Source organism: Actinoplanes sp. TBRC 11911, assembly GCF_012933445.1.
Classification (GTDB): Bacteria; Actinomycetota; Actinomycetes; order Mycobacteriales; family Micromonosporaceae; genus Actinoplanes.
Genome location: NZ_JABBNC010000014.1, coordinates 146,618 through 172,223 on the forward strand (window position 1 = coordinate 146,618; position 25,606 = coordinate 172,223).

Consider the following 25,606-nt stretch of genomic DNA (forward strand, 5'->3'; position numbering starts at 1 on the left):
ATGGGCGGAACAGGGCGAGACCAACCTACCCGATCTTGTACGCCATGGCGCCGCCGGTCCGGTGAACCATTAGGCTTCGGGCGTGACCGAGCTGCGCGTCGATCTGATGACCCGGGAGTACCCGCCGGAGGTCTACGGCGGGGCGGGTGTCCACGTCGAGTACCTGGCCCGTGACCTGCGGGCGCTGGCCGACGTGCGGGTGCACTGCTTCGGCGCCCCGCGCGACGAGCCGGGCGTCACCGCCTACCCCGAGCCGGTCGAGCTGGCCGGGGCCAACGCGGCGCTGCGCACGATGGGAATCGATTTAGCGATGGCGTCCGGGGCGGCCGGCACGGACATCGTGCACAGCCACACCTGGTACGCGAACTTCGCCGGGCACAGCGCCAAGCTGCTGCACGACGTCCCGCACGTGGTCACCACGCACAGCCTGGAACCGTTGCGGCCGTGGAAGGCCGAGCAGCTCGGCGGCGGCTACGCGCTGTCCTCGTTCTGCGAGCGCACCGCCATCGAGAACGCCGACGCGATCATCGCGGTGTCCGGCGGCATGAAGCGCGACGTGCTCCAGGCGTACCCGTCGGTCGACCCGGACCGCATCCGGGTGGTCTACAACGGCATCGACACAGAGCAATACCAGCCCGACTCCCGTACGAACGTGACCCAGCGCCTGGGCATCGACCTGAGCCGTCCGAGCGTCGTCTTCGTCGGGCGCATCACGCGGCAGAAGGGCCTGCCGTACCTGATGCGGGCCTGCCGGAGCCTGCCCGCCGACGTGCAGATCGTGCTGCTGGCCGGGGCGCCGGACACCAAGGAGATCGCCGCCGAGGTCGAGGCCCTGGCCGCCGAGCTCAGCGCCGAACGCGGGCCGCAGGGTGTGATCTGGGTGCAGGAGATGCTGCCCAAGCACGAGGTCGTGCAGGTCCTCACGCACGCCACCGTCTTCGTCTGCCCGTCCATCTACGAGCCGATGGGCATCGTCAACCTGGAGGCGATGGCCTGCGAGACGGCGGTGGTGGCGACCGCGACCGGCGGCATCCCCGAGGTCGTCGCGGACGGCGAAACCGGCCTGCTGGTCCCGATCGAGCAGCTCCAGGACGGCTCCGGCACCCCGGTCGACCCGGAGAGGTTCGTGGCCGACTTCGCCGCCGCCATGAACGACCTCGTGGCCGACCCGGCCCGCGCGAAGGCGATGGGGCTGGCCGGACGCCGCCGCGCGGTCGAGAAGTTCAGCTGGTCGCGCATCGCGCAGGACACCATGCAGGTCTACCAGTCGGTGCTCTGACGCCGCTGGATCAGGTCGCGGGCGGCGGCCCGGCCGCTGAGCCAGGCGGTCTGCACCCGCGGCCGGCCGAACGCGTCCCCGGCCAGATAGACGTTGCCGTGCCGGGCGAAACCGCCGTGCCCGGGCCGCGGCGCCGCGTACCGCCAGCGGATCAGCTCCACCTCCGGCTTGCCGCCGATACCGATCGCCTCGCCGACCGCCTCGGCCAGCAGCATCCCGGCCGGCCCCTCGTCGTCCCCCTCGTGCCCGGCCGCGAACGCCGGAGTGGAATGCGCGACCAGGACCGGCGCCAGATCCCCGCGGCGGTCACCGTCGTCGCACACCGTGGCCAGCACCGGATGGTCGTTGACGAACGCGCCGGCGAACGGGCGCCACGTCCTCTCGGCGTACGTGAGGATCGCCGTGACCACCGGCGACCAGACCTGCTCGCGGGCCGCCGGGATGTCCGCCAGGCGCAGCGCCTCCGGGCCGGGCATGGCCAGCACCACGGCCTCGGCCTCGGGCAGCTCGGTGACCTCGGTGCGGTAGCCGATCTGCAGCTCGCGGGCCAGGTCGGCGGCGAGGCTGCGCAGCCCGCCCGGGGCCGACCAGCGCATCGGCGCGGTCCCGTGCTGCCCCTGGAACGTGTCGGTCCACGGATGCGCCAGCCCGTCGATCCGCCAGGTCTGCAGTCTGCCGTGGAAGGCCGGGTCGTCGGCGGTCACATAGGCGGCGCCGACATCCACCATCCGCCCGTCCCGTTTGATCGAGGCCAACCGCCCGCCGGGCTCGCCGGATCGCTCCAGCACCCGCACCGGCACCCCGGCATCGACCAGTTCACGAGCACACGCCAGGCCGGCCATACCGGCTCCCACCACCACGACTGTCACACGTTCGCACTCTAAAGGCACACTGGTCGCCATGCGCCGCCCCCCGCTGAAGCTCACTCTCGTTCTCGCCGCCGTGCTCTTCGGGGTGGCCGTGCTGGGGCTCGGGCTGGTGCGCGCCGCGACCTACGAACCGCCCGCGGCCGCCGTCCCGCCGGACGTCGTCGAGGCCGCCGCCGAGACCGGCAGCTGTGCCGGGGTGCCCGCTCAGGCCCCGCGCGAGCTGCGCGGCATGTGGCTCACCACGGTGACGAACATCGACTTCCCGAGCCGGCCGGGCCTGAGCGAGGCCCAGGTCAAGGCCGAATATCTGGGCTGGCTCGACCTGGCCGTGGCGCAGCACCACAACGCCATCTTCGTGCACGTGCGCCCCAGCGGCGACGCCTTCTGGCCCTCGGCGTACGCGCCCTGGTCGGAATGGCTGACCGGCAAGCGCGACGGGAAGTCGCCGGGGTGGGACCCGATGGCCTTCATGGTCGCCGAGGCGCACGAGCGCAACCTGGAGTTCCACGCCTGGTTCAACCCCTACCGCGGCACCCAGCCCGGCCCCGACGGACCGGGCGCCGACTTCAGCAAGCTCGCGCCGGACCACCCGCTGCTCAAGCACCGGGACTGGGCGATCTCGTACCCGACCGGCAAGCGGGCCCGGCTCTACTTCGACCCGGGCAACCCGGCCGCCCGCAAGTACGTCGAGGACTCGATCCTGGAGGCGGTGCGCAAGTACGACATCGACGGCGTGCACTTCGACGACTTCTTCTACCCGTACCCGGAGGACGGGCAGGACTTCCCGGACAACGCCAGCTTCACGAAGTACGGCGCCGGGCAGTCCCGCGCCCAGTGGCGCCGCGGCAACGTCGATACCCTGATCCGCGAGCTGCACGAGCGGATCCACCAGCTCAAGCCGTGGGTGAAGTTCGGGGTCAGCCCGTTCGGCATCTGGCGCAACAAGTCCACCGACCCGCTCGGCTCACCCACCAACGGCCTCGAGTCGTACGACGCCCAGTACGCCGACACCCGCAAATGGGTCAAGGAAGGCTGGCTCGACTACATCGTCCCGCAGCTGTACTGGCAGATCGGCTTCTCGAAGGCCGACTACGCGAAGCTGCTGCCCTGGTGGTCGGACGTGGTCAAGGGCACCGGCGTGCAGCTGTGGATCGGCCAGGCCGACTACCGGGTGGGGGAGAAGGGCGCCTGGAGCGACCCCACCCTGCTCGACCGGGAGATGACCCTCAACGAGAAGTACCCGGTCCAGGGCGAGATCCACTTCAGCGCCGCCTCGATCCGGCGGGACAAGCTGGGCGCGGTGACCCGCTACCGCGACGACCACTACGCGACGCCCGCACTGGTACCGCTGATGAAGCAGCTCCCGGCCAACCCGCCGCCGGCGCCCAAGCTCACCGACGCGACCCGCGGCCAGGACGGCGTGCTGCGCTTCACCAGCACCGGCATGACGGGGACGAGCTGGGCCCTGTACCGGGTCGACGGGAAGGCCGCGACGCTGGTGAACACCGGACGGGCCGGCGTGCCGGTCGCCGACCCGGCGCCGCGCGGCGGCCCATCCACCTACTGCCTCGGCGGGCTCGACCGCTCCGGCAACCAGGGACCGCTCAGCGCCCCGCTGTCACGGTGAGCGCCAGGTCCCACAGCCGGTCCGCGGCGGCCGGGTCGACCGACCAGTCCGCGACCGTGCCCGCGGGCGCGTCCGGTCCGCCGGGCCCGGTGGGGGCCTGCCGGTTGTCGAGGAAGTAGCGGCCGGTCACGCCGTCGAGCAGCGGCGACGCGACGAGCAGCACGGACGTCGCGGCGCCCTGCTCCGGGGTCTTGTAGAAATCCGGCATGATCAGATTGCCGTCGGCGTCCATGCCGCCGAAGCCCCGCATCGTCGCGCGGTCGACGTGCCGCTGGAGGCGGGTGTGGATGTAGCCGGGGTCCAGCGCGTTCGCGGCGATGCCGTCGCCCGGCCAGCGCCGCCCGATCGCCACCGCGAGCAGCACCCCGGCGGTCTTCGACCGGCTGTAGGCGGCCCACCGGTCGTAGGGGCGCCGCTCGAACTGCGGGTCGTCGAAGTCGAACGGCGCCCGGAGCTGGGCGCCGGACGAGACGATCGCGACCCGCCCGCCGCGCAGGTTCTCGCGCAGCCCCGTGATCAGCGCGAAATGCCCCAGGAAGTTGGTCGCGAGCTGCAGTTCCCAGCCGTCACGGGAGGTCTCCCGCCGCGGCAGCGCCATGATCCCGGCGTTCGCGACGATCCCGTCGAGCGGCCCGGACCAGCCGGCCACGAACGTGGCGACCGAGTCCAGATCGGTCAGATCCACGTGACGTTCGCCGGGCCCCGGGCTGCGGGTGGCCACCGTGACCTCGGCGCCCGCCCCGCGTAACGCCTCGGTGGTGGCGCGGCCGATGCCGGACGAGCCACCGGTCACGATGTAGCGCCGGCCGCCCAGATCGACGCCGTCCAGGATCTGCGCCGCGGTCGCCTTCGGTCCGAAAGGGGTGGTGATCAATGTCATGCTTCAAAATTAGGACCGCCGATCTGGACGGTGAATCGCTCAGCGTCCACCATGGTTTCGTGAGCGTCCAGATCGATCCCCTCGAAGACGTCCTGGCGCTCGTCGGCACCACCAGCCACCTGTCCATCGGCATGCGGGCCGGCGGCGACTGGGCGCTCGCGTTCGACGCGCCTCCGGCGGTGAAGTTCAATGCCGTACGCCGGGGCCGATGCCTGATCGTGGTCGAGGACACCGAGTGGTGGCTCAACGAGGGCGACTGCTTCCTGCTGACCCGTTCGCTGCCGTTCGTCGCCGCGTCCGGGCCGGGCCTGGCACCGGTGGCCGCCGCGCCCTTCTTCGCCGAGGCTCGCGACGGCGTCGCCCGCGTCGGCACCGGCGACGAATTCCACATGATCGGCGGCCGGTTCGGGCTCGGCGACCGCGGGCGGAGGCTGCTTCTCGACGGCTTGCCCCCGGTGATCCACGTGCCCGGCGACACCGCGGAGGCGGCGACCCTGCGCTGGGCGCTCGCCCAGATCGACGCCGAGCTGCGCGACCGGCCGCCGGGCTCCACGCTGGTCGCCGAGCATCTCGCCCTGGTCATGCTGATCCACGTGCTGCGGCTGCACCTGGCCCGGGCCGGCGCCGCGACCGGCTGGCTGGCCGGCCTGGCCGACCCGATGATCGCCACGGCGTTGCGGGCCCTGCACGGCCGGCCGGACCGGCCGTGGACGGTCGCCGATCTGGCCGCCGAGGCGGCCGTGTCCCGCTCCACCCTGGCGGCCCGGTTCAAGCTGGTGGTCGGGCAGGCGCCGCTCGACTACCTGACCGGCTGGCGCATCGAGCTGGCCGCCGACCGGCTCCGCCGCGGCGACTCGGTGGCGGCCATCGCGCGGGCCGTCGGCTACGGCTCGGAGAGCGCCCTGAGCACCGCGTTCAAGCGGGTCACCGGCTCGTCGCCGCGCGCCTTCCGGGCCGGGACGCTCAGCCGGTGACCTTGCCGTCGGCGACCTCGAGATGCCGGGTCGTGTGCACCGCCGCCAGCATCCGCCGGTCGTGCGTGACCAGGAGCAGCGTCCCCGGGTAGGAGGCCAGGGCCGACTCGAGCTGCTCGATCGCCGCCAGGTCCAGGTGGTTCGTCGGCTCGTCCAGGACCAGCAGATTCACCCCGCGCGCCTGCAGCAGCGCCAGCGCCGCCCGGGTCCGCTCGCCGGGGGACAGCGTGCCCGCCGGGCGCAGCACGTGCTGGGCGCGCAGCCCGAACTTCGCCAGCAGCGTGCGCACGTCGGCGTCGCTGAGATCCGGCACCGCCTTGCCGAACGCCGCCGCCAGGGCGTCGTCGCCGAGGAACAGGCCGCGGGCCTGATCGACCTCGCCGACCACCACACCCGGGCCCAGGCTCGCCGTCCCCGACTCGGGTTCGAGGCGGCCCAGCAGCGCGGCCAGCAGCGTCGACTTGCCCGAGCCGTTCGCCCCGGTGATCGCCACCCGGTCCGCCCAGTCGATCTGCAGGGTGACCGGGCCGAGCACGAAGCCGCCGCGCCGGACCACGGCGTCGCGCATGGTCGCCACCACGGCCCCGGCGCGGGGCGCGGCGGCGATCTCCATCCGCAGCTCCCACTCCTTGCGCGGCTCCTCGACCACCTCCATGCGCTCGATCAGCCGCTCGGTCTGCCGGGCCTTCGCCGCCTGCTTCTCGCTGGTCTCGCCGCGGAAGTGCTTGATGTTCTTGTCGTTGTCGGTGGCCTTCTTGCGGGCGTTGCGCACGCCCTTCTCCATCCAGGCCCGCTGCATCCGGGCGCGTTCCAGCAGGTCGTCCTTCTTGTCGGCGTATTCGTCGTACGCCTCGCGGGCGTGCCGGCGGGCCCGCTCGCGCTCGGAGAGGTAGGCCGCGTATCCACCCCCGTACAGGTTGATCTGCTGCTGGGCCAGGTCGAGCTCGAGCACCTTGGTGACCGTGCGGGTGAGGAACTCGCGGTCGTGGCTGACCACCACCGTCCCCGCGCGCAGCCCGGTCACGAACATCTCGAGCCGGCTCAGGCCGTCCAGGTCCAGGTCGTTGGTGGGTTCGTCGAGCAGAACGATGTCGTAGCGGCTGAGCAACAGCGATGCCATGCCGGCGCGGGCCGCCTGGCCGCCGGACAGCGAGGTCATCGCGGCGTCCAGCGCGAAATCCAGGCCCAGTTCGGCGGTGACGTGCTCGGCGCGCTCCTCCAGGTCGGCGCCACCCAGACCCAGCCAACGTTCCAAGGCGATCCCGTACGCCTCGTCGGCGCCCTTCGCCCCGCTCGCCAGCGCGGCGGCGGCCTCGTCCATGGTCGTCAGGGCGGGGCCGACACCGGTGCGGCGGGCCAGGAACTCGCGCACGGTCTCGCCGGGCCGCCGCTCGCGTTCCTGCGGCAGATAGCCGACCGTGGCGGTGGGCGGGCTCAGCGACACCGTGCCGTTCCCGGCCGGGGCGAGGCCGGCCAGCGTGCGCAGCAACGTGGTCTTGCCCGCGCCGTTCACCCCGACCAGGCCGATCACGTCGCCGGGCGCGACCACGAGATCGAGGGAGCTGAACAGGTGGCGGTCGCCGTGCCCGGCGGCGAGGTCCCGGGCGATCATCGTGGCACTCATCTCGAGCACCATGCTAAGGCGCGGCTCAAGCGGTTATCGGCACCGCCGTGCCGGTGACCCGGACGCCTGGCTCGCCGGGGGTGAGGCGGACCGTGATCCGGCTCGGCCGGCCCAGGTCGTCGCCCTGCGCCAGGTGGATCACCGCGTCGTCCTCGACCAGCCACAGGTCGCGCAGGTAGGCACCGAACGCCGCGGCGGCCGCCCCGGTCGCCGGATCCTCGTAGACGCCGCCCACCGGGAACGGGTTGCGCACGTCGAACGAGTCGTCGCCGGTGCGGAACACCAGCTGCACCGTGGTCCAGTCGTGGGCCTCCATCAGCGCTTTCAGCGCCGGCACGTCGTAGTCCAGCTCGGCGAGGCGCTTGCGCGAGGCCGCCGCGATGACCGGGTGGTACGCCCCGGCGTACGCGACCCGGGGCGGGAGCGTGTCGTCGAGGTCGAACTCGCTCCAGCGCAACGCCGCCAGCAGCGCGGTGAGCCGGTCACCGCCGAGATCGCCGACGCTTGCCGCGACGCTGGTGAGGGTGGCGCGTCCGTGATCGTCCACGGTCACCGGGACCTCGCCCGAGTTGGTCACGAAGACGTGCTCGCCCGGGCCCAGCGCGACCGCGGCCGCCACCGTGGCGTGACCGCAGAACGGGACCTCGGCGAGCGGGCTGAAGTAGCGGACGCGCCGGGGCGCCGCGGCTGCGCCAGGAGCGGGCACCGCCGCGGCTGCGCCAGGAGCGGGCACCCCCGCCGGCTCGGCATCGGCCCGGCCGCCAGACATTTCCGGCTTTCCGGATTTGTCGGGCGACGCGGAGGTCGGCGAAGGTGCCGGTCCGGTGAGGAATGCCGACTCGGAATAGCCCAGGTCGGCGGCGATCGCGAGCATCTCGGCGTCGCTCAGCTTCGACGCGTCCAGAACCACCCCGGCCGGGTTGCCGCCGCGCGGGTCGTCGGTGAACGCCGCGTACCGCAGAATCTCCGTCATCCCGACAGCCTGCCCGGCACCGATGCGGTGGACAACTTGGCGTGCCACCGACGCGGAGTAGCGTTCTTGCGGTGACAGACGCACCAACAGCGATCACACCCACCCCACCAAACGATCTGCCGCGCACGCTGGGCGAGTTGCGGGCCGCGGGACACGAGTTCCGCACCGTGAAGGAAGAGCTGCGCGACAACCTGCTCGACCGGCTTCGCAGCGGTGCGCCGCGCTTCCCCGGCATCGTGGGCTACGACGACACGGTGCTTCCCGAGGTCGAGCGGGCCCTGCTCGCCGGCCACGACATGGTCCTGCTCGGCGAGCGCGGCCAGGGCAAGACCCGGCTCATCCGCGGCCTGGTCGACCTGCTGGACGAGTGGACGCCGTACATCGCCGGCTCCGAGCTGCGCGAACACCCGTACCAGCCGCTCACCCCGGCCTCCCGGCGGCTCGCCGCCGAGACCGGTGACCTGCTGCCGATCGCCTGGCTGCACCGCAGCGAGCGGTACGGCGAGAAGCTGGCCACCCCGGACACCAGCGTCGGCGACCTGATCGGCGACGTCGACCCGATCAAGGTGGCCGAGGGGCGTCCGCTCGGCGACCCGGACACCATTCACTTCGGCCTGGTACCGCGCACCAACCGCGGCATCTTCGCCGTCAACGAGCTGCCCGACCTGGCCGAGCGCATCCAGGTGTCGCTGCTCAACGTGCTCGAGGAACGCGACATCCAGGTCCGCGGCTACCAGCTGCGGCTGCCGCTGGACCTGCTGCTGGTCGCCTCCGCGAACCCGGAGGACTACACCAACCGCGGCCGGATCATCACGCCGCTCAAGGACCGGTTCGGCGCCGAGATCCGCACCCACTACCCGGTCGACCTGGCGCTGGAGACCGCGCTGGTCCGGCAGGAGGCGACGCTGGTCGCGGCCGTGCCGGAACACCTGATCGACGTCCTCGCGCGCTACACCCGGGCGGTGCGGGAGTCGCCCGCGGTCGACGCCCGCTCCGGCATCTCGGCCCGGTTCGCGATCGCGGCGGCCGAGACGGTGGCCGCGTCCGCGCTGCGCCGGGCCGGGCTGCGCGGCGAGAACGAGGCCGTGGCCCGCATCGGCGACACGGTCTCGGTCACCTCGACGCTGCGCGGCAAGGTCGAGTTCGAGAGCGGCGAGGAGGGCCGGGAGACCGAGGTCCTCGCGCACCTGCTGCGGATCGCCACCGCCGAGACGTTCCGCGACCGGCTGGGCGGGCTCGACCTGTCCGGCTTCACCGACCTGGTCGCCGAGGGCGCCATCATCGAGACCGGTGACCTGGTCTCGGCCGACGAGCTGCTCGGCCAGATCGGCACCGTGCCGGGGCTGGCCAAGGTGCTCGACCGGCTCGGGCTCGGCGACGCGCCCAGCCCGGCGCAGGCGGCGTCCGGCGTCGAGTTCGTCCTCGAGGGCCTGCACCTCACCCGCCGGCTGGCCAAGGAGCTGACCGACGACGGCCGAACCCTGTACGGGAGCTGACATGGCCGGAAGCAGATTCCGTTACGGGGCATGGCGGGACGGGCCCGATCCGCTCGCCCCGCCGTACGACGTGCGGGCCGCCGTCGACGAGGTCGGCGAGCGGGTGCTGGCCGGCGACAGCCTGCGCGACGTGCTGCGCGACCTGATCCGCCGCGGCCCGCGCGACGGACGCGGCCTGGACGCGCTGCGCGAGCGGGCCCGCCGGATGCGCAAGGAGGCGCTGCGCCGGGGCAACCTGGACGGCGCGGTCACCCGCGCGCAGCAGATGCTCGACCAGGCGTTGTCCACCGAGCGCGAGGAACTGGCCCGCCGCGACGACGACGCGTCCCGCTTCAACGAGGCGGTGCTGGACAGCCTGCCGAACTCGACGTCACGGGCCGTCGAGGAGCTCTCCTCGTACGAGTGGGCGTCGGACGAGGCCCGGCAGATGTACCAGCAGATCCTCGACGGATTACGGCGCGAGGTGGTGGAGCAGCGGTTCGCCGGGATGAAGCAGGCCCTGGAGAACGGCGACATGCAGGGCGTCTCCGACATGGTCTCGGACCTCAACGACCTGCTGGCCAAGCACGCCCGCGGCGAGGACACCTCGGACGCGTTCGCGCAGTTCATGGACAAGCACGGGCAGTTCTTCCCGGACAACCCGGCCAACGTCGAGGAGCTCATCGACTCGCTCGCCCGCCGGGCCGCGGCGGCCGAGCGGCTGATGCGCTCGCTCAGCCCGCAGCAGCAGGAGGAGCTGTCCCGGCTGATGGACTCCGCGCTCGGCGACGGTCCGTTGCGCGGGCAGCTCGCCGAGCTCACCGACAACCTGCGGGCGTTGCGGCCGCAGCTCAACTGGGGCCGCGGCGAGCGCATGCGCGGCCCGAACGATCTCGGCTACGGCGACGCGACCGCGGCGCTCGGCGAGATCAGCGAACTGGACGAGCTGCTCGACCAGCTCGGTCAGCAGCATCCGGGCGCCACGTTGGACGATGTCGACGTCGAGATGGTGGAGCGGCAACTGGGCCGGTCCGCCGGCGACGACGTGCGGCGGCTGCGCGACCTGGAACGCGAGCTGCGCCGGCAGGGGTGGGTCACCCGCGACGCCGAAGGGCTGACGCTGTCGCCGAAGGCGTTGCGCCGGCTCGGGCGTACGGCGCTGGCAAAGGTTTTCGATGATTTGTCCGCCAAGCGCCAGGGCCAGCACGATCTGCGCGACGCGGGGGCGGCCGGCGACCTGATCGGGTCGTCGCGGCGCTGGGAGTTCGGCGACGAGCAGCCGCTGGACGTGGTCCGCACGATCGGCAACGCGGTGCGCCGCTCCGGTCCCGGCACCGTCCCGGTCCGGCTGCTGCCCGAGGATTTCGAGGTGGCCGAGACCGAGCGGCGGGCCTCGTCGGCGGTCGCGCTGCTGGTGGACCTGTCGTACTCGATGTGGCTGGACGACCGCTGGGGGCCGATGAAGCAGACCGCGCTGGCCCTGTCACACCTGGTCGCCACGCAGTTCCCGCAGGACTCGCTGCAGATCATCGGATTCGGCCTGTACGCCCAGACGATGTCCGAGGCGGAGCTGGCCGCGTTCGACCCGAACGCGGAGAAGGGCACGAACCTGCAGCACGCCCTCCAGCTGGCCGGCCGTCACCTGCGCCGGCACCCGGGCTCGGAGCCGGTGGTGCTGGTGGTGACCGACGGCGAGCCGACCTCGCACCTGGAGCCGGACGGCGAGGCGATGTTCTGGTGGCCGCCGCTGCCGGAGACGATCCGGGCGACGGTCCACGAGGTGGATCACCTGACCCGCTTCGGCGCCACGCTGAACTTCTTCATGCTGGGCGAGGATCCCGGCCTGCAGCGGTTCGTCGGGGCGGTGGCCGAGCGCAACGGCGGCCGGGTGTTCAGCCCGGACGCCGCGGAGCTCGGTCGATACGTGGTCGACGACTACGTCCGCGCGCGCCGCGGTCGTGGCCGCGGTCGATCCGCCGCCTGATCAGGTATTTCGGGAAGCCCCGGCCGGTCGGCCGGGGCTTCCTGGCGCCGGTCCACCCTGGAGTACTAGTTTCCTAGGACGACGCACACGGTGTGCGGGACGTGACGGGGTGATCAGGCAGCATCGGGCGCTGGTTATAGTTGCTCGGCGAGTTTCGGGGAACCGCCGCCCGGGTGCGTCATGCCCGGGTTCGAACTGGGGGAGAGGGAAGCGCGATGTCGCAGCAGCCTGCGCCGTCCTACGTTGCCTCGAACCGCATCTGGACGATTCCCAACGTCATCAGCTTCATCCGGCTGCTCGGCGTCCCGCTGTTCCTGTATCTGCTGCTCGGCCCGCACCACGACGTGGCCGCGGTGATCGTGCTGGCGGTCGGCGGCACCACCGACTGGGTGGACGGCTTCGTGGCCCGGCGGATGAACTCGGTGAGCCGGCTCGGCGAGCTGCTCGACCCGTTCGCGGACCGGCTCTACATCCTGGCCACGCTGATCGGCTTCACCGTGCGCGGCGTCGTGCCGTACTGGCTGACCGGCGCCCTGCTGCTGCGCGAGGTCGTCCTCGCGATCGCGCTGCTGGTGCTGCGCCGCCACGGGTACGGTCCGCCGCCGGTGCACTACCTGGGCAAGACCGGCACGTTCGTGTTGCTCGCCGCGTTCCCGGCGATCCTGCTCGCCAAGGCCGTCCCGTCGATCGACTCGTGGATGGGCCCGATCGGGTGGGCGCTGGCCTGGTGGGCGCTCGCCCTCTACTGGGCCGCGGCGGCGCTCTACCTCATCCAGACCGCCCAGCTGCTGCGGGCCGACCGGGAGGACCGTGCCGGGGCGGTCGTGAGATGACCGCGCCCAAGCGCAACTACACCCCGGACTTCCTCACCGAGCTGTTCCGCAACCCCCTCGACCCCGGGTACGCCGACGCGGCCGCCCGCAAGGCACGCGACGGTGAGCCGCGCGGCCCCCGCAAGATCGCCGGGAGCGGGGTTCTGCTGCTCACGCTGGTCCTGCTGGGGTTCCTGCTCGTCGTGGCGTACCAGCAGACGGTCGCCGACGAGCCGGCCCGCAGCAAGGCCCGCGCCGAGCTCATCGACCAGGTGACCAAGCGCCGGGACGCGACGGCCGCGTTGCAGGACCGTGCCGACTCGCTCGGCGCCGAGGTCAACGACCTGCGGGAGAAGGAGCTCGGCTCGTCGGCGGTGGCGAAGCTGCGCAACCTGGAGGCGCAGACCGGGCTGGCCTCGGTGCACGGTTCCGGGGCGAAGATCACCATCGGGGACGGTCCCGCCAAGGTCAATCCGGTGACCGGGGATGATCAGAACGGCGCGGCCCGGGTCAAGGACACCGACCTGCAGCTCGCCACCAACGCGTTGTGGTCGCAGGGCGCCGAGGCGATCGCGATCAACGGGCAGCGGCTGACCGCGACCTCGACGATCCGGCAGGCCGGCGAGGCGATCCTGGTCGACTTCCGGCCGGTGACCACGCCGTACGAGGTGGTGGCGATCGGCCCGGACTCGCTGGCCGCCGACTTCCGCGACGGGTACGCCGGGAAGTTCTTCAAGCAGCTGGCGAGCCAGTACGGGATGTCGTTCAGCGCGTCCGGGGTGAAGGACGTGACCCTGGACGCGGCCACCGAGCTCAAGCTGCGGGTGGCGCAGCCGGCGCCGACGCCCTCGAAACCCTCACCGTCCTCGTCGGAAGGCGGCAGATGATCGCCGTAATCGCCTTGATCGCGGGTGCCGCGCTGGGCATCGTGTTCCATCCGGCGGTGCCGCCCGCCCTGCAGCCGTATCTGCCGATCGCGGTGGTCGCCGCGCTGGACGCGGTGTTCGGCGGGGTGCGGGCGAAGCTGGACGGCATCTTCGACGACAAACAGTTCGTGATCTCGTTCATCTCCAACGTGCTGGTGGCGGCCCTGATCGTCTACCTGGGTGACCAGCTCGGGGTGGGCGGGCAGCTGTCCACCGGCGTGGTGGTGGTGCTCGGGGTGCGCATCTTCGGCAATGTCGCGGCCATCCGACGTCACCTGTTCCGGGCTTGAGGTGGTGCGCCGGTGACTGACGAGCCTGAACTGCCCACCGCGGGGCGTAAGCCGCCGCACACCGACGAGCCGGTGGCGATGCTCGACGAGTCGCCGGCCGAGCCCGCGGCCTCCGCGTTCCCCGCGGCCGCGGACGACGAGCCACCGCCGGTCGAGCCCCGGCCCGCGGACGATTCCGTGGCGGACGAGGCGGACGGGCGTACGGGAGAGGAAGCGCAAGCGGAACCCGAAAGGGTGACCGACGCGAAACCGGGCCGTAAGCGCCGCCTCACCTCGGCCGGTGCGTTGATCGCCGTACTGCTGGCCGTGTTCGGTTTCACGCTCGTGGTGCAGTTGCGCAGCAACGACGGCGACCAGGGCCTGGCCACCGCCCGCCAGGAGGACCTGGTGCGCATCCTCAGCGACCTGGACTCGCGCGACAGCCGCCTGCAGTCCGAGATCAACGGGCTGGAGAGCAGTCAGCGGCAGCTCACCTCGGGTGTGGCGGGCCGGCAGGCGGCGCTCACCGAGGCGGACAAGCGGGCCGACGAGCTGGGTCTGCTGGCGGGCACGCTGCCCGGCCGGGGACCGGGCCTGCGGATCGTGATGGACAAGGTCAACGCCGCCGCGATCCTCAACGCCGTGCAGGAGTTGCGCGGGGCGGGCGGCGAGGTGATGCAGCTCTACGGCTCGGACGGGACGGCCGTGCGGATCGTGGCGTCCAGCTTTTTCGTGGACGCGGACGGTGGCGGACTCGTCGCCGACGGCATCGCCCTGTCCGGGCCGTACACGTTGGATGTGATCGGCCCGCCGCAGACGATGCAGACCGCGCTGCAGATCCCCGGCGGGGTGGTGGCGTCCGTGAACAGCGACGGCGGTAGCGTGACGCTGGAGCAGCGCACCATGGTCGAAGTGACCGCGTTGCGTAAAGCGACGACATTGCAATATGCGCGTCCGGCGTCCTGAGGGCGCCGTCATAGGGGCAGAGCGTGATACGGGAGAGATGGCGTGATTCCTGAGGACCTGCGGTACACCGCTGAACACGAGTGGGTGGCCGGTGACGGCAGCGGGCCGGTGCGGGTGGGCATCACCCACTACGCGCAGGACGCGCTGGGCGACATCGTGTTCGTCCAACTGCCCGACGAGGGCACCGAGGTGCAGGCCGGCGACGCGTTCGGCGAGATCGAGTCGACCAAGAGCGTCTCCGAGATCTACGCGCCGGTGTCCGGCACTGTCGTGGCCAAGAACGCTTCGCTGGGCGACGAGCCGGAACTGATCAACGCGGAGCCGTACGCGGCGGGCTGGCTGGTGGAGATCGCACCGAGTGATCCGGGTGCGATCGCCGGTCTGCTCGACGCGAATGCCTACAAGGCACTGACGGAGAGCTGATCGATATCCGCGCGTCCGGTTGCCCCGCGATATTGGCACTTACTAGGCTCGCGGGGCACAACAACTGTTATTCCTTTGAAACCTGAAACCGATAGTCGTGCGTCCGGGCCTTTTGGCCGCGGTGGGGGAGTTCCCGTGCCGCATGGCGGCGACCAACTGATCCGTGAGGTGGTCCGATGACGCGCCCAGACGACGAGTTCCCCCCACTCGACGTCACGTCCACGCTGAACCTCGGCGCTCTCGACGAGGTGCTCGAGGGTCCTGACACCGACGTGGTGCCGAGCCGCATGTCCGGCTCGCTCCCGCCGGGGATGGCATTGCTGGTGGTGCGCCGTGGCCCGAACGCGGGTGCCCGCTTCCTGCTCGATCACGACGTGACGACGAGCGGCCGGCACCCCGACAGCGACATCTTCCTGGACGATGTGACGGTTTCGCGCCGGCACGCGGAGTTCCACCGTGAGGGCGGCACCTTCACGGTCCGCGACGTGGGCTCGCTCAACGGCACCTATGTGAACCGTGAGCGGGTCGAAGCGGCGACCCTGAGCAACGGTGACGAGGTGCAGATCGGCAAGTTCCGCCTCGTGTTCATCGCCGGCCCCCGGCCGGAGGGCGAGGGCAGCCGGGCGTGAACTCGTCGGGGGCGGCAGCGCGCGACCCAGGGGCTCGCCCCGGGGCCGGGCGTGAGGCCGCGCTGATGAGCATCGGGGAGGTGCTGGCCCATCTGCGCGCCGAGTTCCCCGACACCACGATCTCGAAGTTGCGGTTCCTGGAGGCGGAGGGGCTGGTCGACCCCCAGCGCACCGCCTCCGGGTACCGCAAGTACTCGTGGAACGACGTGGCCCGGCTGCGTTTCGTGCTGACCGCGCAGCGAGATCAGTATCTCCCGTTGCGCGTCATTCGCGAGCAGCTCGACAGGATGTCCGATGAGCCGCCCGTGCCCGCCCGGCCGACCCTGGTCGCGGTGGGCACGGAGAAGGCGGCCGATCCGTCCGACACCCGGATCCCCCGGGAGGATGTGATCGAACGCACTGGGGTGAGCGGGGAACTGCTCGACGACCTGGAGCAGATCGGTCTGGTCACGGCCAAGCCGCCCGGCTGGTACGACGGCGACGCGGTGATCATCGTCGAAGCGGTCGTGGGTCTGACCCGCTACGGGTTGGAGACGCGTCATCTGCGTGCGTTCCGGGCCGCCTCCGATCGGGAGGTCGGCCTGTTCACGCAGCTTCTGGCGCCGCTGGTGCGGCAGAGTGATCCGGCGGCCCGGGCGCGGGCCGCGGAGACGGCACGCGAGCTGCAGGCTCTTTCGCAGCGATTGCACGCCGCATTGGTGCGGGCGGGCCTGCGCGGCGAACTCGGTCGCTGAGCCGATTCACCTACGCTGCACGGGGTATGCCGCAGCGGTTGGATCCGTACGGCGTGCGTGTACCGTGACTCAAAGGGCGGCCGTACGGGTGCACCTCAAGTGCGGAGCACAACGACAAACGACACGGAGGCGGGCGGTGCGCGAGCTGAGCGTGGTCGGAGTTCGGGTGGAGCTGCCTAGCAACCAGCCGATCGTCCTGCTGCGGGAGGTCGACGGTGATCGGTACCTGCCGATCTGGATCGGTGCGGTGGAAGCGACCGCCATCGCGTACGAGCAGCAGGGTGTGAAGCCCGCCCGGCCGCTGACGCACGACTTGCTGCGGGACATTCTGGCGGCGCTGAAGGCGCCGCTGAAGGCCGTGGAGATCACCGAGCTGAAGGACAACGTCTTCTACGCCGACCTGCTGATCGGTGAGGATGTGCGGGTGTCCGCCCGGCCCAGCGACTCGATCGCGCTGGCGTTGCGGGTGGGCGCGCCGATCCGCTGCGCCGAGCAGGTGCTGACCGAGGCCGGCATCGTCATCCCGGACGAGCAGGAGGACGAGGTGGAGAAGTTCCGCGAGTTCCTCGACCAGGTGCGCCCCGAGGATTTCGCGGGCTGACCTGCGCCTCACCAGTTTGATCGACAAAGGGCTAGCCCGTAAGCGGCGTGTCATGGCGTTACCTCCCTGTTTCGGCGGCCACTGAGATATACGCTCGTGAAGTCCAGGTGAAGCGGCATCGCGCAGCGGGGAGGTAGTCGCGTGCACGAGCAGCCACTCGAGGGCCCGTTCGTCGGCGAGGACGGCTCGGTCGGTTATCGCGGCGTCACGGCTTGCCAGGCGGTCGGTATCAGCTACCGTCAACTGGACTATTGGGCCCGGACGTCGCTGGTCGTACCGAGCATTCGCGACGCCGAGGGGTCCGGCACCCAGCGGCTCTACTCGTTCCGCGATTTAGTGGTCCTCAAGGTCGTCAAGCGTCTGCTGGACGCCGGGGTCTCCCTGCAGAACATCCGCCGCGCCATCGAAACGCTTCGCTCACGCGGCGTCGAGGACCTGGCCGGCATCACGCTGATCTCGGACGGCACGACGGTGTACGAGTGCCGCTCCCCGGAGGAGGTCGTCGACCTGCTGCAGGGTGGTCAGGGGGTGTTCGGCATCGCGATCGGGGGAGCGTTCAAGGAGATCCAGGGCTCGCTGTCGCATCTGCCGGCCGAGCCCGCCGCCGGGCCGCAGCCGGTCGGCGGTGATCCTGCTCCGGCCGCCGCGGGCGATGAGCTGGCGGCCCGCCGGGCACGCCGGCGCGCCGGCTGATGTTGCCGTTTTGGCAATGAATTTTGCCCGATCTTCGCGGTCCGGCGCAGGCTGAGCGCATGAGCGACGAACAAGCATGGGATTCCCGGTACGCCGAGAGCGACCGCATCTGGAGCGGCAAGCCCAACGACGCGCTGGTCGCCGAGGTGTCCTCGCTGACGCCCGGCAGCGCCCTGGATCTGGGCTGCGGCGAGGGCGCCGACGCGGTGTGGCTGGCGACGCAGGGCTGGGATGTCACGGCCGTGGACATCTCGACGGTGGCGCTGGCCCGGGCCGCCGCGCACGCGAGTGACGCCGGGGTGCGGGTGCGCTTCGAGCACCACAACTTGGAGCACTCCTTCCCGTCCGGCTCGTACGACCTGGTGTCCGCCCAGTTCTTGCATTTCTGGGGCGATTTCGACCGCGAGAAGATCCTGCGCACGGCGGCGTCCCACGTGGCCCCGGGCGGCACGCTGCTGATCGAGGGCCACATGGACCCGGGCCCGTTCCACCACGAGCACCAGCACGAGATGCGCTTCCCGGCCCCGGACGAGGTGATCGCCGCGCTGGCCCTGGACGACACGTGGCAGGTGGAGACGAACCAGATCCACCCCCGGACCCAGACCGGCCCGGACGGGAAGCCGGCAACCCGCACCGACGCGACGGTGAAGCTGCGGCGCCGCGCGTAGGGGTCAGGCGAGGTCGTGGTCGGTGGGCGTCGTGTTGAGGACCCAGGCCAGGGGCATCGTCGCGCGCACGGTGTAGTGGCCACCATCCAGTTGATGCATGGTCACCGTCTGGCCCTGGTCCTGGTCGATCACCCAGTACTGCGCGATGCCGGCCGCGGCGTACTCGGTGCGTTTGGTGACGGTGTCGATGCCCTCGGACCCCGGGGAGATGATCTCGGCGACGAGCATGACATCGGTGACCGGCAGCCAGACACCGTCGGTTTGCGGCTTGCTCCAGACGACCAGGTCGGGAATCCGGCCGCCGACGCCCCCGTCGCGGCCGGGTATCCGCAGGCCGACAGCCTGAGCGACGCGTTCGGCAGGAACACCGGCCGCGGCCAGCCACATCATGAGGCGGGTGGCGATGATCGCATGTGCATACCCGGGAGGGGGCATGACGGAAAGGATCCCCTCGGGGCTGATCTCGTAGCGGTGGTGTTCGTCCGCGGCCATCATCGCGGTGAGGTCGTCGAGCGTCACGTCCGCTGGCATGTACCTGCCGACAGCCTCTGAGCTCATGCGGGCATCGTATCCGTTTCGCCGGCCGGGCTCACTCCCTGTCCACAGGACGCACCGTTCCGCCTACGCCGGTCCCGCAGCCGGTGGAAAGCCCCACGTGTCCCGGGCGGCACGCTGCTGATCGAGGGCCACATGGACCCGGGCCCGTTCCACCACGAGCACCAGCACGAGATGCGCTTCCCGGCGCCGGACGAGGTGATCGCCGCGCTGGCCCTGGACGACGCGTGGCAGGTGGAGACGAGCCAGGTCCACCCCCGGACCCAGACCGGCCCGGACGGGAAGCCGGCAACCCGCACGGACGCGACGGTGAAGCTGCGCCGCCGCGCCTAGCTGCCCGCTATACGAGGTCGTGGTCGGCGGGCGTCATGTTGAGAAGCCAGGCGAGGGGCATCGATTCGCGGACGGTGTAGTGGCCACCGTCGAGTTCATGCATGGTGACATTGTGAGCCGGATCCTGGTCGACGAGCCAGTATTGAGGGATGCCCGCCCCGGCGTATTCAGTTCGTTTCGTGACTGTGTCGACACCCTCGGACCCGGGGGAAATGATCTCGACGACGAGGAGGACGTTGGTGACCGGCAGCCAGACACCGTCGGCCTGAGCCTTGCTCCACAGGACAAGATCGGGGATCCGGCCGCCGAGGCCACCGTTCCGGCCGGGAATCCGTAGTCCGACGCCCTGGGCGAATCGATCCAGAGGGAACCCGGCTGCTATGAGCCACGCCGTAAGGCGGTTGGCGATGATGGCGCGCGCGAGGCCCGGCGGGGGCATGACAGACAGGACCCCGTCGGGGCTGATCTCGTAGCGGTGGTGTTCGTCCGCGGCCATCATCGCGGTGAGGTCGTCGAGCGTCACGTCCGCTGGCATGTACCTGTCGACAGCCTCTGAGCTCATGCGGGCATCGTATCCGTTTCGCCGGCCGGGCTCACTCCCTGTCCACAGGACGCACCGTTCCGCTTATGCGCGACCCGCAGCCTTTCGAAAGCCGTCGGGCCGGTCGGCCGGCTACGCAGGAACGCGCCGATTCGCGCGGCCGAGTCGGCGTTCAAAGCCGTCGTGTCGAGCTCCAGGTCGTACCGGCGGTGGGCGTGGACCAGGGCAAGCTGCGCAGCCGCCTGTCCGGGGGTTCGGTCGCCACGGGCCAGTTCGCGGCGGGTCAGTTCGGCCGCCGAGCAGTGCAGGCCCACGAACACGACGTCGAACGGCTCGAACAACGTCAGGCAGTCGTCGAGGCGCCACGGCTCGCTGAAGAGGTGGTCGACCACCACGTCGTTGCCGGCGGCGGCCATGCCGGCCACCGCGCGGTGGAAGCCTGCCCGGGTGCGGGCCAGCATCGCGTCGATGTCGGCCTCGGGGACGCGGACCAGCGCGCGCATCTCCCCGAACGCGTCGACCGACAGGTGGAACCATGGCGTGTCCAGGGTTTGCAGCAGGCTGCGCGCGACGCTCGATTTCCCCGAGCTGGACGTGCCGTTGAGCAGCACGATCCGGCCGGGCGGTCCGGGCGGCGGCCTCACGCTGGTGCCGAGACAGACGGTGGCATGCCCTGACCGTATCGACAGTCCTGACAAGAACTCGCGCCGGGATTCCGCTGTCAGAAGAGGGCGAGCTGCCCAGGGGTCGGGTCGCGGCGTGAGGTCAGGCCACCGCGGAACGCCCACGGGTGGAACTCGGGTACCGAGTCGTCCGGCGGGGGCGGGGCATCCACCAGCGCCCACAAGGACGGGCCCAGGTTGATGCCCCGCTCGCGGAACGCGCGCCGCATCACCGGAAGGCTCAGCGGCAGCCGGGCGGTGGCCAGGTCGGGCAGCGGCAGGTCGTCGCGCATGCGCATGATCAGGCGATTGCGTTCGATGGTCGCGCGCGCGGACGGGTCCAGGAAGTACGAGGCGGCGTGGTCGCCCACGGTGGAGCGGACCAGCGCGTGGTCGGCCTGCCAGGCGGCCTCCACACTGCCGAACACGGCGAGCAGTTTGGCTGCGGTTGTGGAGCCGAACCGGCGTACACCGGGAAGGTTGTCGGAAGGATCCCCGCGCAGGGCGGCGAAATCGCGGTACTGGCCCGGGTCGACGCCGTAGAGCGCCGGCAGGCCCGCGGTGTCGATCAGGGTGGCCTCGTCGAAGCCGCCGTTGCGCACCCGCAGCACCGAGGTCTGCTCGTCGATCAGCGCGAACGCGTCCCGGTCGCTGGTCATCAGAACCGAACGCCAGCCCGCGCGCCGGGCCGCTGCTGCCGCGCTGGCCAGCACGTCGTCGGCTTCCCACGAGGCCGGTACGACCGTGCAGACCCCCGCCGCGCGCAACAGGCCCGGTGCGACGGCGAGCTGGGCCGTCAGGTCGGCGGGTTTGTCCGGGCGGTGCGCCTTGTATTCCGGGAACTGCGTGCGGCGCGCCGACGACACCGGACAGTCGAAGCCGATGACCACCGCGTCCGGGCGGAGCTGAGCGGCGCCGCGAGCCAGGTAGCCGATCAGGCCGCGCAACGCCCAGATCGGAGCACCGTCCGGGGAGAGCATCGCCTCGGCCGCACCCGCGTGGTAGGCGCGGTGCAGCAGGCTGTTCCCGTCGAGGACGAGCAGCAGCGGCGGGGCGGCAGGCACCCGATGAGCGTACGCGCGACCCGCCGGAACCATCACTCCCCTGATGGCCCCGGCGGGCATCCACGCAGGCACGGGCCGTCGATGTTCACGTTCACAAGAGTGAATCTTGCAGCGGGTCGGCTCGCGCGCTGCATAGAATGTGAACGATAACAACGTTGGAAGTCAATACACGAAATTCGCGCCACCCGGACAGGGCCGCCGACCTGCGCAGCCCCGCGGCAGGCGCGGCCGCGAACCGTCGGGGGCGGCCTCCCTTGGTTGCCCGCGCGCGCCAGAGCGGAGAGCTACGACCGCGCGGGTCACCGGTGTGCCGCGGCCTGGTGTGGGGAGTTCGGGCGGTGGGGGCGTCGCTGGTTCCCACACCGGGGTGTGTCGTGGCGTGGTGTGGGGAGTTCGGGCGGTGGGGGCGTCGCTGGTTCCCACACCGGGGTGTGTCGTGGCGTGGTGTGGGGAGTTCGGGCGGTGGGGGCGTCGCTGGTTCCCACACCCGCGTGTGCTGCGGCTTGGTGTGGGGAGTTCGGGCGGTGGGGGCGTCGCCAGTCCCCACACCCGCGTGTGCTGCGGCGTGGTGTGGGGAGTTCGGGCGATGGGGGCGTCGCCAGTTCCCACACCCGGGTGCGGCGCGGCCTGGTGTGGGGAGCCCGGCCGTCGTGCCTTCCCACACCGCGGTGCGCCGCCGCCCCATGTGGGGAGCGGAAACGGCGGGCCGGCAGGCGTACGGGGAAATCAGGCAGGGGGTGCGACGCTGTCGCGCACGACCAGGGCCGGAGCGATCGTGCGCCGGGTAGACGTATCCACCGTGCCCGACTCGATCTGGGCGAGCAATAACTCCAGGCTGGCGGCCGCCGCCGCGTCGAAGTCGGGCCGGACCGTGGTCAGCGGCGGGGTGAAATAGGCCGCCTCGGGCACGTCGTCGAACCCCACGATGCTCACGTCCTCGGGCACCCGCCGGCCGTGCTCGTTCAGCGCCCGCAGCAACCCCAGCGCGATGTTGTCGTTCGCCGTGAACACCGCCGTCACCTCCGGCAGGCGGGCCAAAAGCTGGCCGTTGCGGTAGCCGGACGCCGCACTCCAGTCCCCGCTCAGCAGCGGCGGGATCTCGGCCCCGGCGTCTTTCAGCGCCGACTCCCACCCCCGTACGCGTCCGGCCGCGTCGAACCAGTCGGACGGCCCGGAGATGTGCCACACCGACGGGTGACCCGCCGCCAGCAGATGCTCGGTCGCCGCCCGCGCCCCGAAGACCTGGTCGACCGTCACGAGGGTGCTCGCGCGTTCCGGGTCGCCGTCGATGGTGACCAGCGGGACGTCGTCGGGCAGGTGCTCGAGCGCGGCGCCCGCCCCGGCCACCGGCGCCAGCACCACGAGGCCCGCGACCCGCTGATCGAGGTGGCGTTCTACGGCCTCGGCGATGGAGCGCTCGTCCAGGTTGCGGACGCTGCCCACGTTCACCGCGAAGCCGGTCGCCTGGGCCGCCTCCTCGAACGCCGCCAGCATCGACGAAGGCCCGAACAGCGACGAGTTCTGCGCGACCACACCGATCACCTTGGAGGTGCCCGTGACGAGGGCGCGCGCCGCCCGGTCCGGCCGGTAGCCCAGCTCGGCGATCGCCGCCCGCACCTTCAGCCTGGTCTGCTCGCTCACGTTCTTGTGCTCGTTGAGCACCCGTGAGACGGTCTGGTGCGACACCCCTGCCAGCCGGGCGACGTCCATCATGCCCGGCGGACGTCCGCGCTTCACGCTCACTCGTACCCCGCATCCGCCTGTTGCAGGCAGAATAGCCCCAGCGGCTGTGATCAAGCGGGCCGGGCGGCCACCGTGTCGCGGCCGATCAGGACGGGTTCGACCAGTGCCGACTCCGCGGAGCGGGCCCCGGTGGCGAGCTGTTCCAGCAGCAGGCGCAGGGCTTGGCGGCCCACCTCGGCGAACTCCTGGCGGATCGTGGTCAGCCCGGGATGGAAGTATCCGGCCTCCGGCACGTCGTCGAAGCCGATCAGGCTGATGTCGTCGGGGATGCGCTTGCCGTGCTCGGCCATGGCCCGCATGACGCCGAGCGCGACGTGGTCGTTGGCCGCGAAGATCGCCGTGCAGTCCGGGATGCGGGCGAGCATCCGGCCGCACTGGTAGCCGGACGCGGCCGACCAGCCCGCCCGGGGCATCGGCGGGGCCTGCGCTCCGGCCTCGGCCAGCGCCGCCCGCCAGCCCTGTTCGCGGGCGCGGCTGCCGTGCCACTGTTCCGGGCCGGCCACGTGCCAGACGGTCTTGTGGCCCTGGTCGAGCAGATGTCTGGTGGCGAGCATGCCGCCGGCGTACTGGTCGACCGAGACGTTGGCGACCTCCCACTCGGGCAGGCCGTCCACGGTGACGATCGGCAGCCCGGACGGCACCAGGGCCATCGACTCGGCGGCGGCGTCGACCGGCGCGATGAACACGAGCCCGGCGGCGCCCTGCTGCACCAGCCGTTCCACGATGCGGCGCGAGGCGGCGGTCGCGTCGTACCCGGCCACGTGCCCGACGGTCAGCGACAGGTCGGCGCCCAGGGCGGCCTCGCCGATCGCCTGCACCATGCTGGACGGCCCGTACAGCGTCGTGTTCTGCGCGACCACTCCGACCACATTGGACCGTCCGGTCGCCAGCACGCGCGCGGAGAGGTTACGCCGGTAGCCGAGTTCGGCGATCGCGGCGAGAACCCGGGTGCGGGTGGTCGCGGAGACGTGCGGATGTCCGTTGAGCACCCGGGAGACGGTCTGATGCGAGACGCCGGCGCGGGCCGCCACGTCCGACATCACGGGGCGGCGGCTCATACCGGTCCGGCGGACAGGATTGCGGGCATGCGAGACCGTCCTTCGCGGGTATCGACCGCCGGGGATGAAAGGCGGATTGTGAACGCAAACATGCGTGCCGGACGCCCGTACTGTCAAGGGACCGCAACCCGCCCGTTACGTTTTCGTGATATTCGACTTCGCCTAAACAAGCGGGTGAACCGGGGTCTGCAGGCGCGTCGGTGCCCCGCGGAGAAGGTCAAAGGCCTCCCTCCCGTACGCCGTCCGAGTGTTAACGATCTCAGGTGCGACAGCACGCGACCGGCCGACGGGATCACCGCCGGCCGGTCTCGGGTGGGAGCGGGTCAGGTCAACGGGCAGGTATTGCGGTATTCCTCGATCTGGCTACCCGTGGGCCCCGGGCAGATGAACTGGTCGTAGCGCGTGTCGTTGTCCACGAACCGCTTCAGCCAGGACACCGCCAGCCGCGCCGTCGGCGTGTTCACCGACTGCGGGAAGAAGTGCGACGCGTTGTTCAGCTCCAGGTACGCCTTCTCGGCCGACGACGGGATGCTGGTGTAGAACGGCACCGAATGCGACGCCACCGGCGCGACCGTGTCCGACTCGCCGCCCACGATCAGCGTCGGCACCCGCAGCGTCGACCACGACTTGGTCGTGTTCCAGGGCGCGAGCGGCACCGCGGCCTGCAGCGACGGCCGGCTGCGGGCCGCCTCCAGCGTGCCGCCACCACCCATCGAGTGGCCGGCCACGGCGAGCCGGGTCGCGTCGATGCGCCCCCGCACCGAACTGGACCGGGTCAGATAGTCGAGCGCCGCCAGCAGTTGCTGACCCCGCGACGCGGGCTGGTCGAGCAGCGAATTGGTCTCGATGCCGATCACCACGAAGCCGTGCGAGGCGATCCGCGGCCCCAGCCACGACAGGCTCGACCAGGTCGCGGTGAAGCCGGGCGAGATCGCCACCGCTCCGAACGTGCCCTGACTGGTGTCGGTCGGATAGTAGATGACCCCGCCGCCGAACCCGCTCACCAGCGACGACACGTTCTCAGTGCCCACCGAGAACGGCCCTCGGGAGGCATCCAGCACGGACAGGGAAGGCGCCGGCCCGCGCTCGTAGGGATTGTCGGCGGCCAGGGCGACCGACGTGCCGGAACCGACGGTCATCGCGACGGCGGCGGCGATCGTGGCGAGGAGACGGAGTGGCTTCACCGTTCACGCTCCAGGGGATAGGGGATCGATGGTCGTCAGTGTTTTCCGCCCCGCCGCGAG

The 25,606-nt window shown here is 71.3% G+C and carries 27 protein-coding genes; 16 read left to right on the forward strand and 11 right to left on the reverse strand.

Going from position 1 to position 25,606, the window contains the following annotated elements:
• The first annotated feature begins 82 nt into the window (after nt 1–82).
• Nucleotides 83–1,279, forward strand: coding sequence for a glycogen synthase (gene glgA / locus HH310_RS20825; RefSeq protein ID WP_169177260.1), 1,197 nt, complete (start codon nt 83–85; stop codon nt 1,277–1,279).
• Here the strand turns inward: glgA and HH310_RS20830 are convergent.
• Nucleotides 1,261–2,181 (reverse strand): NAD(P)/FAD-dependent oxidoreductase, encoded by a 921-nt coding sequence (locus HH310_RS20830; RefSeq protein ID WP_169177261.1) that lies wholly within the window; start codon nt 2,179–2,181, stop codon nt 1,261–1,263. The genes glgA and HH310_RS20830 overlap by 19 nt on opposite strands.
• Here HH310_RS20830 and HH310_RS20835 point away from each other — a divergent pair.
• On the forward strand, nt 2,180–3,775 hold the full coding sequence (locus HH310_RS20835; RefSeq protein WP_169177262.1) for a glycoside hydrolase family 10 protein: 1,596 nt from the start codon (nt 2,180–2,182) through the stop codon (nt 3,773–3,775). The two genes, HH310_RS20830 and HH310_RS20835, sit on opposite strands and share 2 nt — an antisense overlap.
• Here the strand turns inward: HH310_RS20835 and HH310_RS20840 are convergent.
• Nucleotides 3,753–4,655 carry an SDR family NAD(P)-dependent oxidoreductase gene (locus tag HH310_RS20840; RefSeq protein ID WP_169177263.1) on the reverse strand — a complete coding sequence of 301 codons (903 nt, stop codon included), beginning with the start codon at nt 4,653–4,655 and terminating at the stop codon, nt 3,753–3,755. The genes HH310_RS20835 and HH310_RS20840 overlap by 23 nt on opposite strands.
• Before the next feature lie 59 nt (nt 4,656–4,714).
• Between HH310_RS20840 and HH310_RS20845 the strand changes: the two genes are divergently transcribed.
• Nucleotides 4,715–5,629 (forward strand): AraC family transcriptional regulator, encoded by a 915-nt coding sequence (locus HH310_RS20845; protein ID WP_312034236.1) that lies wholly within the window; start codon nt 4,715–4,717, stop codon nt 5,627–5,629.
• On the opposite strand, the gene HH310_RS20850 is transcribed toward HH310_RS20845, so the two are convergent.
• Together HH310_RS20850 and HH310_RS20855 are read right to left on the reverse strand one after the other, a co-directional pair.
• Complete coding sequence (locus tag HH310_RS20850; RefSeq protein WP_169177264.1) at nt 5,619–7,253, reverse strand: ABC-F family ATP-binding cassette domain-containing protein; 1,635 nt, start codon at nt 7,251–7,253, stop codon at nt 5,619–5,621. The genes HH310_RS20845 and HH310_RS20850 overlap by 11 nt on opposite strands.
• A 25-nt stretch (nt 7,254–7,278) precedes the next feature.
• Nucleotides 7,279–8,226: a PhzF family phenazine biosynthesis protein gene (locus HH310_RS20855; RefSeq protein WP_169177265.1), complete on the reverse strand. Its 948-nt coding sequence runs from the start codon at nt 8,224–8,226 to the stop codon at nt 7,279–7,281.
• Nucleotides 8,227–8,297: 71 nt separating this feature from the next.
• On the opposite strand from HH310_RS20855, the gene HH310_RS20860 reads away from it, so the two are divergent.
• The 12 genes from HH310_RS20860 to HH310_RS20915 all read left to right on the forward strand — a co-directional run bounded on the left by HH310_RS20860 (nt 8,298) and on the right by HH310_RS20915 (nt 18,406).
• On the forward strand, nt 8,298–9,722 hold the full coding sequence (locus HH310_RS20860) for a sigma 54-interacting transcriptional regulator (RefSeq protein ID WP_169177266.1): 1,425 nt from the start codon (nt 8,298–8,300) through the stop codon (nt 9,720–9,722).
• A 1-nt stretch (nt 9,723) separates the two neighbouring features.
• Complete coding sequence (locus HH310_RS20865; RefSeq protein WP_169177267.1) at nt 9,724–11,685, forward strand: VWA domain-containing protein; 1,962 nt, start codon at nt 9,724–9,726, stop codon at nt 11,683–11,685.
• A gap of 215 nt (nt 11,686–11,900) precedes the next feature.
• The gene (locus HH310_RS20870; protein ID WP_169177268.1) at nt 11,901–12,518 is read left to right on the forward strand and encodes a CDP-alcohol phosphatidyltransferase family protein; all 618 of its coding nucleotides are present in this window, start codon (nt 11,901–11,903) and stop codon (nt 12,516–12,518) included.
• On the forward strand, nt 12,515–13,384 hold the full coding sequence (locus tag HH310_RS20875; RefSeq protein ID WP_169177269.1) for a DUF881 domain-containing protein: 870 nt from the start codon (nt 12,515–12,517) through the stop codon (nt 13,382–13,384). The genes HH310_RS20870 and HH310_RS20875 overlap by 4 nt, the downstream gene beginning before the upstream one ends.
• Nucleotides 13,381–13,713 carry a small basic family protein gene (locus HH310_RS20880; protein ID WP_169177270.1) on the forward strand — a complete coding sequence of 111 codons (333 nt, stop codon included), beginning with the start codon at nt 13,381–13,383 and terminating at the stop codon, nt 13,711–13,713. Before HH310_RS20875 ends, HH310_RS20880 begins: the two co-directional genes overlap by 4 nt.
• A 12-nt stretch (nt 13,714–13,725) precedes the next feature.
• Nucleotides 13,726–14,658, forward strand: a complete 933-nt coding sequence (locus HH310_RS20885) for a DUF881 domain-containing protein (protein WP_312034237.1) — start codon at nt 13,726–13,728, stop codon at nt 14,656–14,658.
• A 42-nt stretch (nt 14,659–14,700) separates the two neighbouring features.
• Nucleotides 14,701–15,081, forward strand: a complete 381-nt coding sequence (gcvH, locus tag HH310_RS20890; protein ID WP_169177271.1) for a glycine cleavage system protein GcvH — start codon at nt 14,701–14,703, stop codon at nt 15,079–15,081.
• 176 nt (nt 15,082–15,257) lie between these two features.
• A complete protein-coding gene (locus tag HH310_RS20895) occupies nt 15,258–15,710 on the forward strand; it encodes an FHA domain-containing protein (protein WP_169177272.1) in 453 nt (150 codons plus the stop codon).
• Nucleotides 15,711–15,775: 65 nt separating this feature from the next.
• Nucleotides 15,776–16,444, forward strand: a complete 669-nt coding sequence (locus HH310_RS20900; protein ID WP_169177273.1) for a MerR family transcriptional regulator — start codon at nt 15,776–15,778, stop codon at nt 16,442–16,444.
• A 136-nt stretch (nt 16,445–16,580) separates the two neighbouring features.
• Nucleotides 16,581–17,045, forward strand: coding sequence for a bifunctional nuclease family protein (locus tag HH310_RS20905; RefSeq protein WP_169177274.1), 465 nt, complete (start codon nt 16,581–16,583; stop codon nt 17,043–17,045).
• A gap of 141 nt (nt 17,046–17,186) precedes the next feature.
• Nucleotides 17,187–17,738, forward strand: a complete 552-nt coding sequence (locus tag HH310_RS20910) for a MerR family transcriptional regulator (protein ID WP_169177275.1) — start codon at nt 17,187–17,189, stop codon at nt 17,736–17,738.
• Between the two features lie 59 nt (nt 17,739–17,797).
• The gene (locus HH310_RS20915) at nt 17,798–18,406 is read left to right on the forward strand and encodes a class I SAM-dependent methyltransferase (RefSeq protein WP_169177276.1); all 609 of its coding nucleotides are present in this window, start codon (nt 17,798–17,800) and stop codon (nt 18,404–18,406) included.
• A 3-nt stretch (nt 18,407–18,409) separates the two neighbouring features.
• Here HH310_RS20915 and HH310_RS20920 read toward each other — a convergent pair whose 3' ends face one another.
• Nucleotides 18,410–18,964 (reverse strand): Uma2 family endonuclease, encoded by a 555-nt coding sequence (locus HH310_RS20920; RefSeq protein ID WP_248294207.1) that lies wholly within the window; start codon nt 18,962–18,964, stop codon nt 18,410–18,412.
• Nucleotides 18,965–19,096: 132 nt separating this feature from the next.
• On the opposite strand from HH310_RS20920, the gene HH310_RS20925 reads away from it, so the two are divergent.
• Nucleotides 19,097–19,294: a hypothetical protein gene (locus HH310_RS20925; RefSeq protein ID WP_169177277.1), complete on the forward strand. Its 198-nt coding sequence runs from the start codon at nt 19,097–19,099 to the stop codon at nt 19,292–19,294.
• Nucleotides 19,295–19,301: 7 nt separating this feature from the next.
• Here the strand turns inward: HH310_RS20925 and HH310_RS20930 are convergent, their stop codons facing one another.
• The 6 genes from HH310_RS20930 to HH310_RS20955 form a co-directional block, all read right to left on the reverse strand.
• Complete coding sequence (locus HH310_RS20930; protein WP_312034238.1) at nt 19,302–19,817, reverse strand: Uma2 family endonuclease; 516 nt, start codon at nt 19,815–19,817, stop codon at nt 19,302–19,304.
• 35 nt (nt 19,818–19,852) lie between these two features.
• On the reverse strand, nt 19,853–20,479 hold the full coding sequence (locus HH310_RS20935) for a phosphotransferase-like protein (protein WP_169177278.1): 627 nt from the start codon (nt 20,477–20,479) through the stop codon (nt 19,853–19,855).
• Between the two features lie 77 nt (nt 20,480–20,556).
• Nucleotides 20,557–21,561 carry a 5'-3' exonuclease H3TH domain-containing protein gene (locus tag HH310_RS20940; RefSeq protein ID WP_312034239.1) on the reverse strand — a complete coding sequence of 335 codons (1,005 nt, stop codon included), beginning with the start codon at nt 21,559–21,561 and terminating at the stop codon, nt 20,557–20,559.
• A gap of 726 nt (nt 21,562–22,287) precedes the next feature.
• Nucleotides 22,288–23,274, reverse strand: a complete 987-nt coding sequence (locus tag HH310_RS20945) for a LacI family DNA-binding transcriptional regulator (protein WP_169177320.1) — start codon at nt 23,272–23,274, stop codon at nt 22,288–22,290.
• 80 nt (nt 23,275–23,354) lie between these two features.
• On the reverse strand, nt 23,355–24,344 hold the full coding sequence (locus HH310_RS20950; protein ID WP_169177321.1) for a LacI family DNA-binding transcriptional regulator: 990 nt from the start codon (nt 24,342–24,344) through the stop codon (nt 23,355–23,357).
• 341 nt (nt 24,345–24,685) lie between these two features.
• Nucleotides 24,686–25,501, reverse strand: coding sequence for an alpha/beta hydrolase (locus HH310_RS20955; protein WP_169177322.1), 816 nt, complete (start codon nt 25,499–25,501; stop codon nt 24,686–24,688).
• Between the last annotated feature and the right edge of the window lie 105 nt (nt 25,502–25,606).

What these genes read in the sequence shown, in the direction of transcription:
- HH310_RS20835 (WP_169177262.1), top strand. Translation starts at nt 2,180, where the DNA reads ATGCGCCGCCCCCCGCTGAAGCTCACTCTCGTTCTCGCCGCCGTGCTC.
- HH310_RS20830 (WP_169177261.1), bottom strand. Translation starts at nt 2,181, where the DNA reads ATGGCGACCAGTGTGCCTTTAGAGTGCGAACGTGTGACAGTCGTGGTG.
- HH310_RS20840 (WP_169177263.1), bottom strand. Translation starts at nt 4,655, where the DNA reads ATGACATTGATCACCACCCCTTTCGGACCGAAGGCGACCGCGGCGCAG.
- HH310_RS20850 (WP_169177264.1), bottom strand. Translation starts at nt 7,253, where the DNA reads ATGAGTGCCACGATGATCGCCCGGGACCTCGCCGCCGGGCACGGCGAC.
- HH310_RS20855 (WP_169177265.1), bottom strand. Translation starts at nt 8,226, where the DNA reads ATGACGGAGATTCTGCGGTACGCGGCGTTCACCGACGACCCGCGCGGC.
- HH310_RS20865 (WP_169177267.1), top strand. Translation starts at nt 9,724, where the DNA reads ATGGCCGGAAGCAGATTCCGTTACGGGGCATGGCGGGACGGGCCCGAT.
- HH310_RS20870 (WP_169177268.1), top strand. Translation starts at nt 11,901, where the DNA reads ATGTCGCAGCAGCCTGCGCCGTCCTACGTTGCCTCGAACCGCATCTGG.
- HH310_RS20875 (WP_169177269.1), top strand. Translation starts at nt 12,515, where the DNA reads ATGACCGCGCCCAAGCGCAACTACACCCCGGACTTCCTCACCGAGCTG.
- HH310_RS20880 (WP_169177270.1), top strand. Translation starts at nt 13,381, where the DNA reads ATGATCGCCGTAATCGCCTTGATCGCGGGTGCCGCGCTGGGCATCGTG.
- HH310_RS20895 (WP_169177272.1), top strand. Translation starts at nt 15,258, where the DNA reads ATGACGCGCCCAGACGACGAGTTCCCCCCACTCGACGTCACGTCCACG.
- HH310_RS20900 (WP_169177273.1), top strand. Translation starts at nt 15,776, where the DNA reads ATGAGCATCGGGGAGGTGCTGGCCCATCTGCGCGCCGAGTTCCCCGAC.
- HH310_RS20915 (WP_169177276.1), top strand. Translation starts at nt 17,798, where the DNA reads ATGAGCGACGAACAAGCATGGGATTCCCGGTACGCCGAGAGCGACCGC.
- HH310_RS20920 (WP_248294207.1), bottom strand. Translation starts at nt 18,964, where the DNA reads ATGAGCTCAGAGGCTGTCGGCAGGTACATGCCAGCGGACGTGACGCTC.
- HH310_RS20925 (WP_169177277.1), top strand. Translation starts at nt 19,097, where the DNA reads ATGGACCCGGGCCCGTTCCACCACGAGCACCAGCACGAGATGCGCTTC.
- HH310_RS20945 (WP_169177320.1), bottom strand. Translation starts at nt 23,274, where the DNA reads ATGATGGACGTCGCCCGGCTGGCAGGGGTGTCGCACCAGACCGTCTCA.
- HH310_RS20950 (WP_169177321.1), bottom strand. Translation starts at nt 24,344, where the DNA reads ATGTCGGACGTGGCGGCCCGCGCCGGCGTCTCGCATCAGACCGTCTCC.
- HH310_RS20955 (WP_169177322.1), bottom strand. Translation starts at nt 25,501, where the DNA reads ATGACCGTCGGTTCCGGCACGTCGGTCGCCCTGGCCGCCGACAATCCC.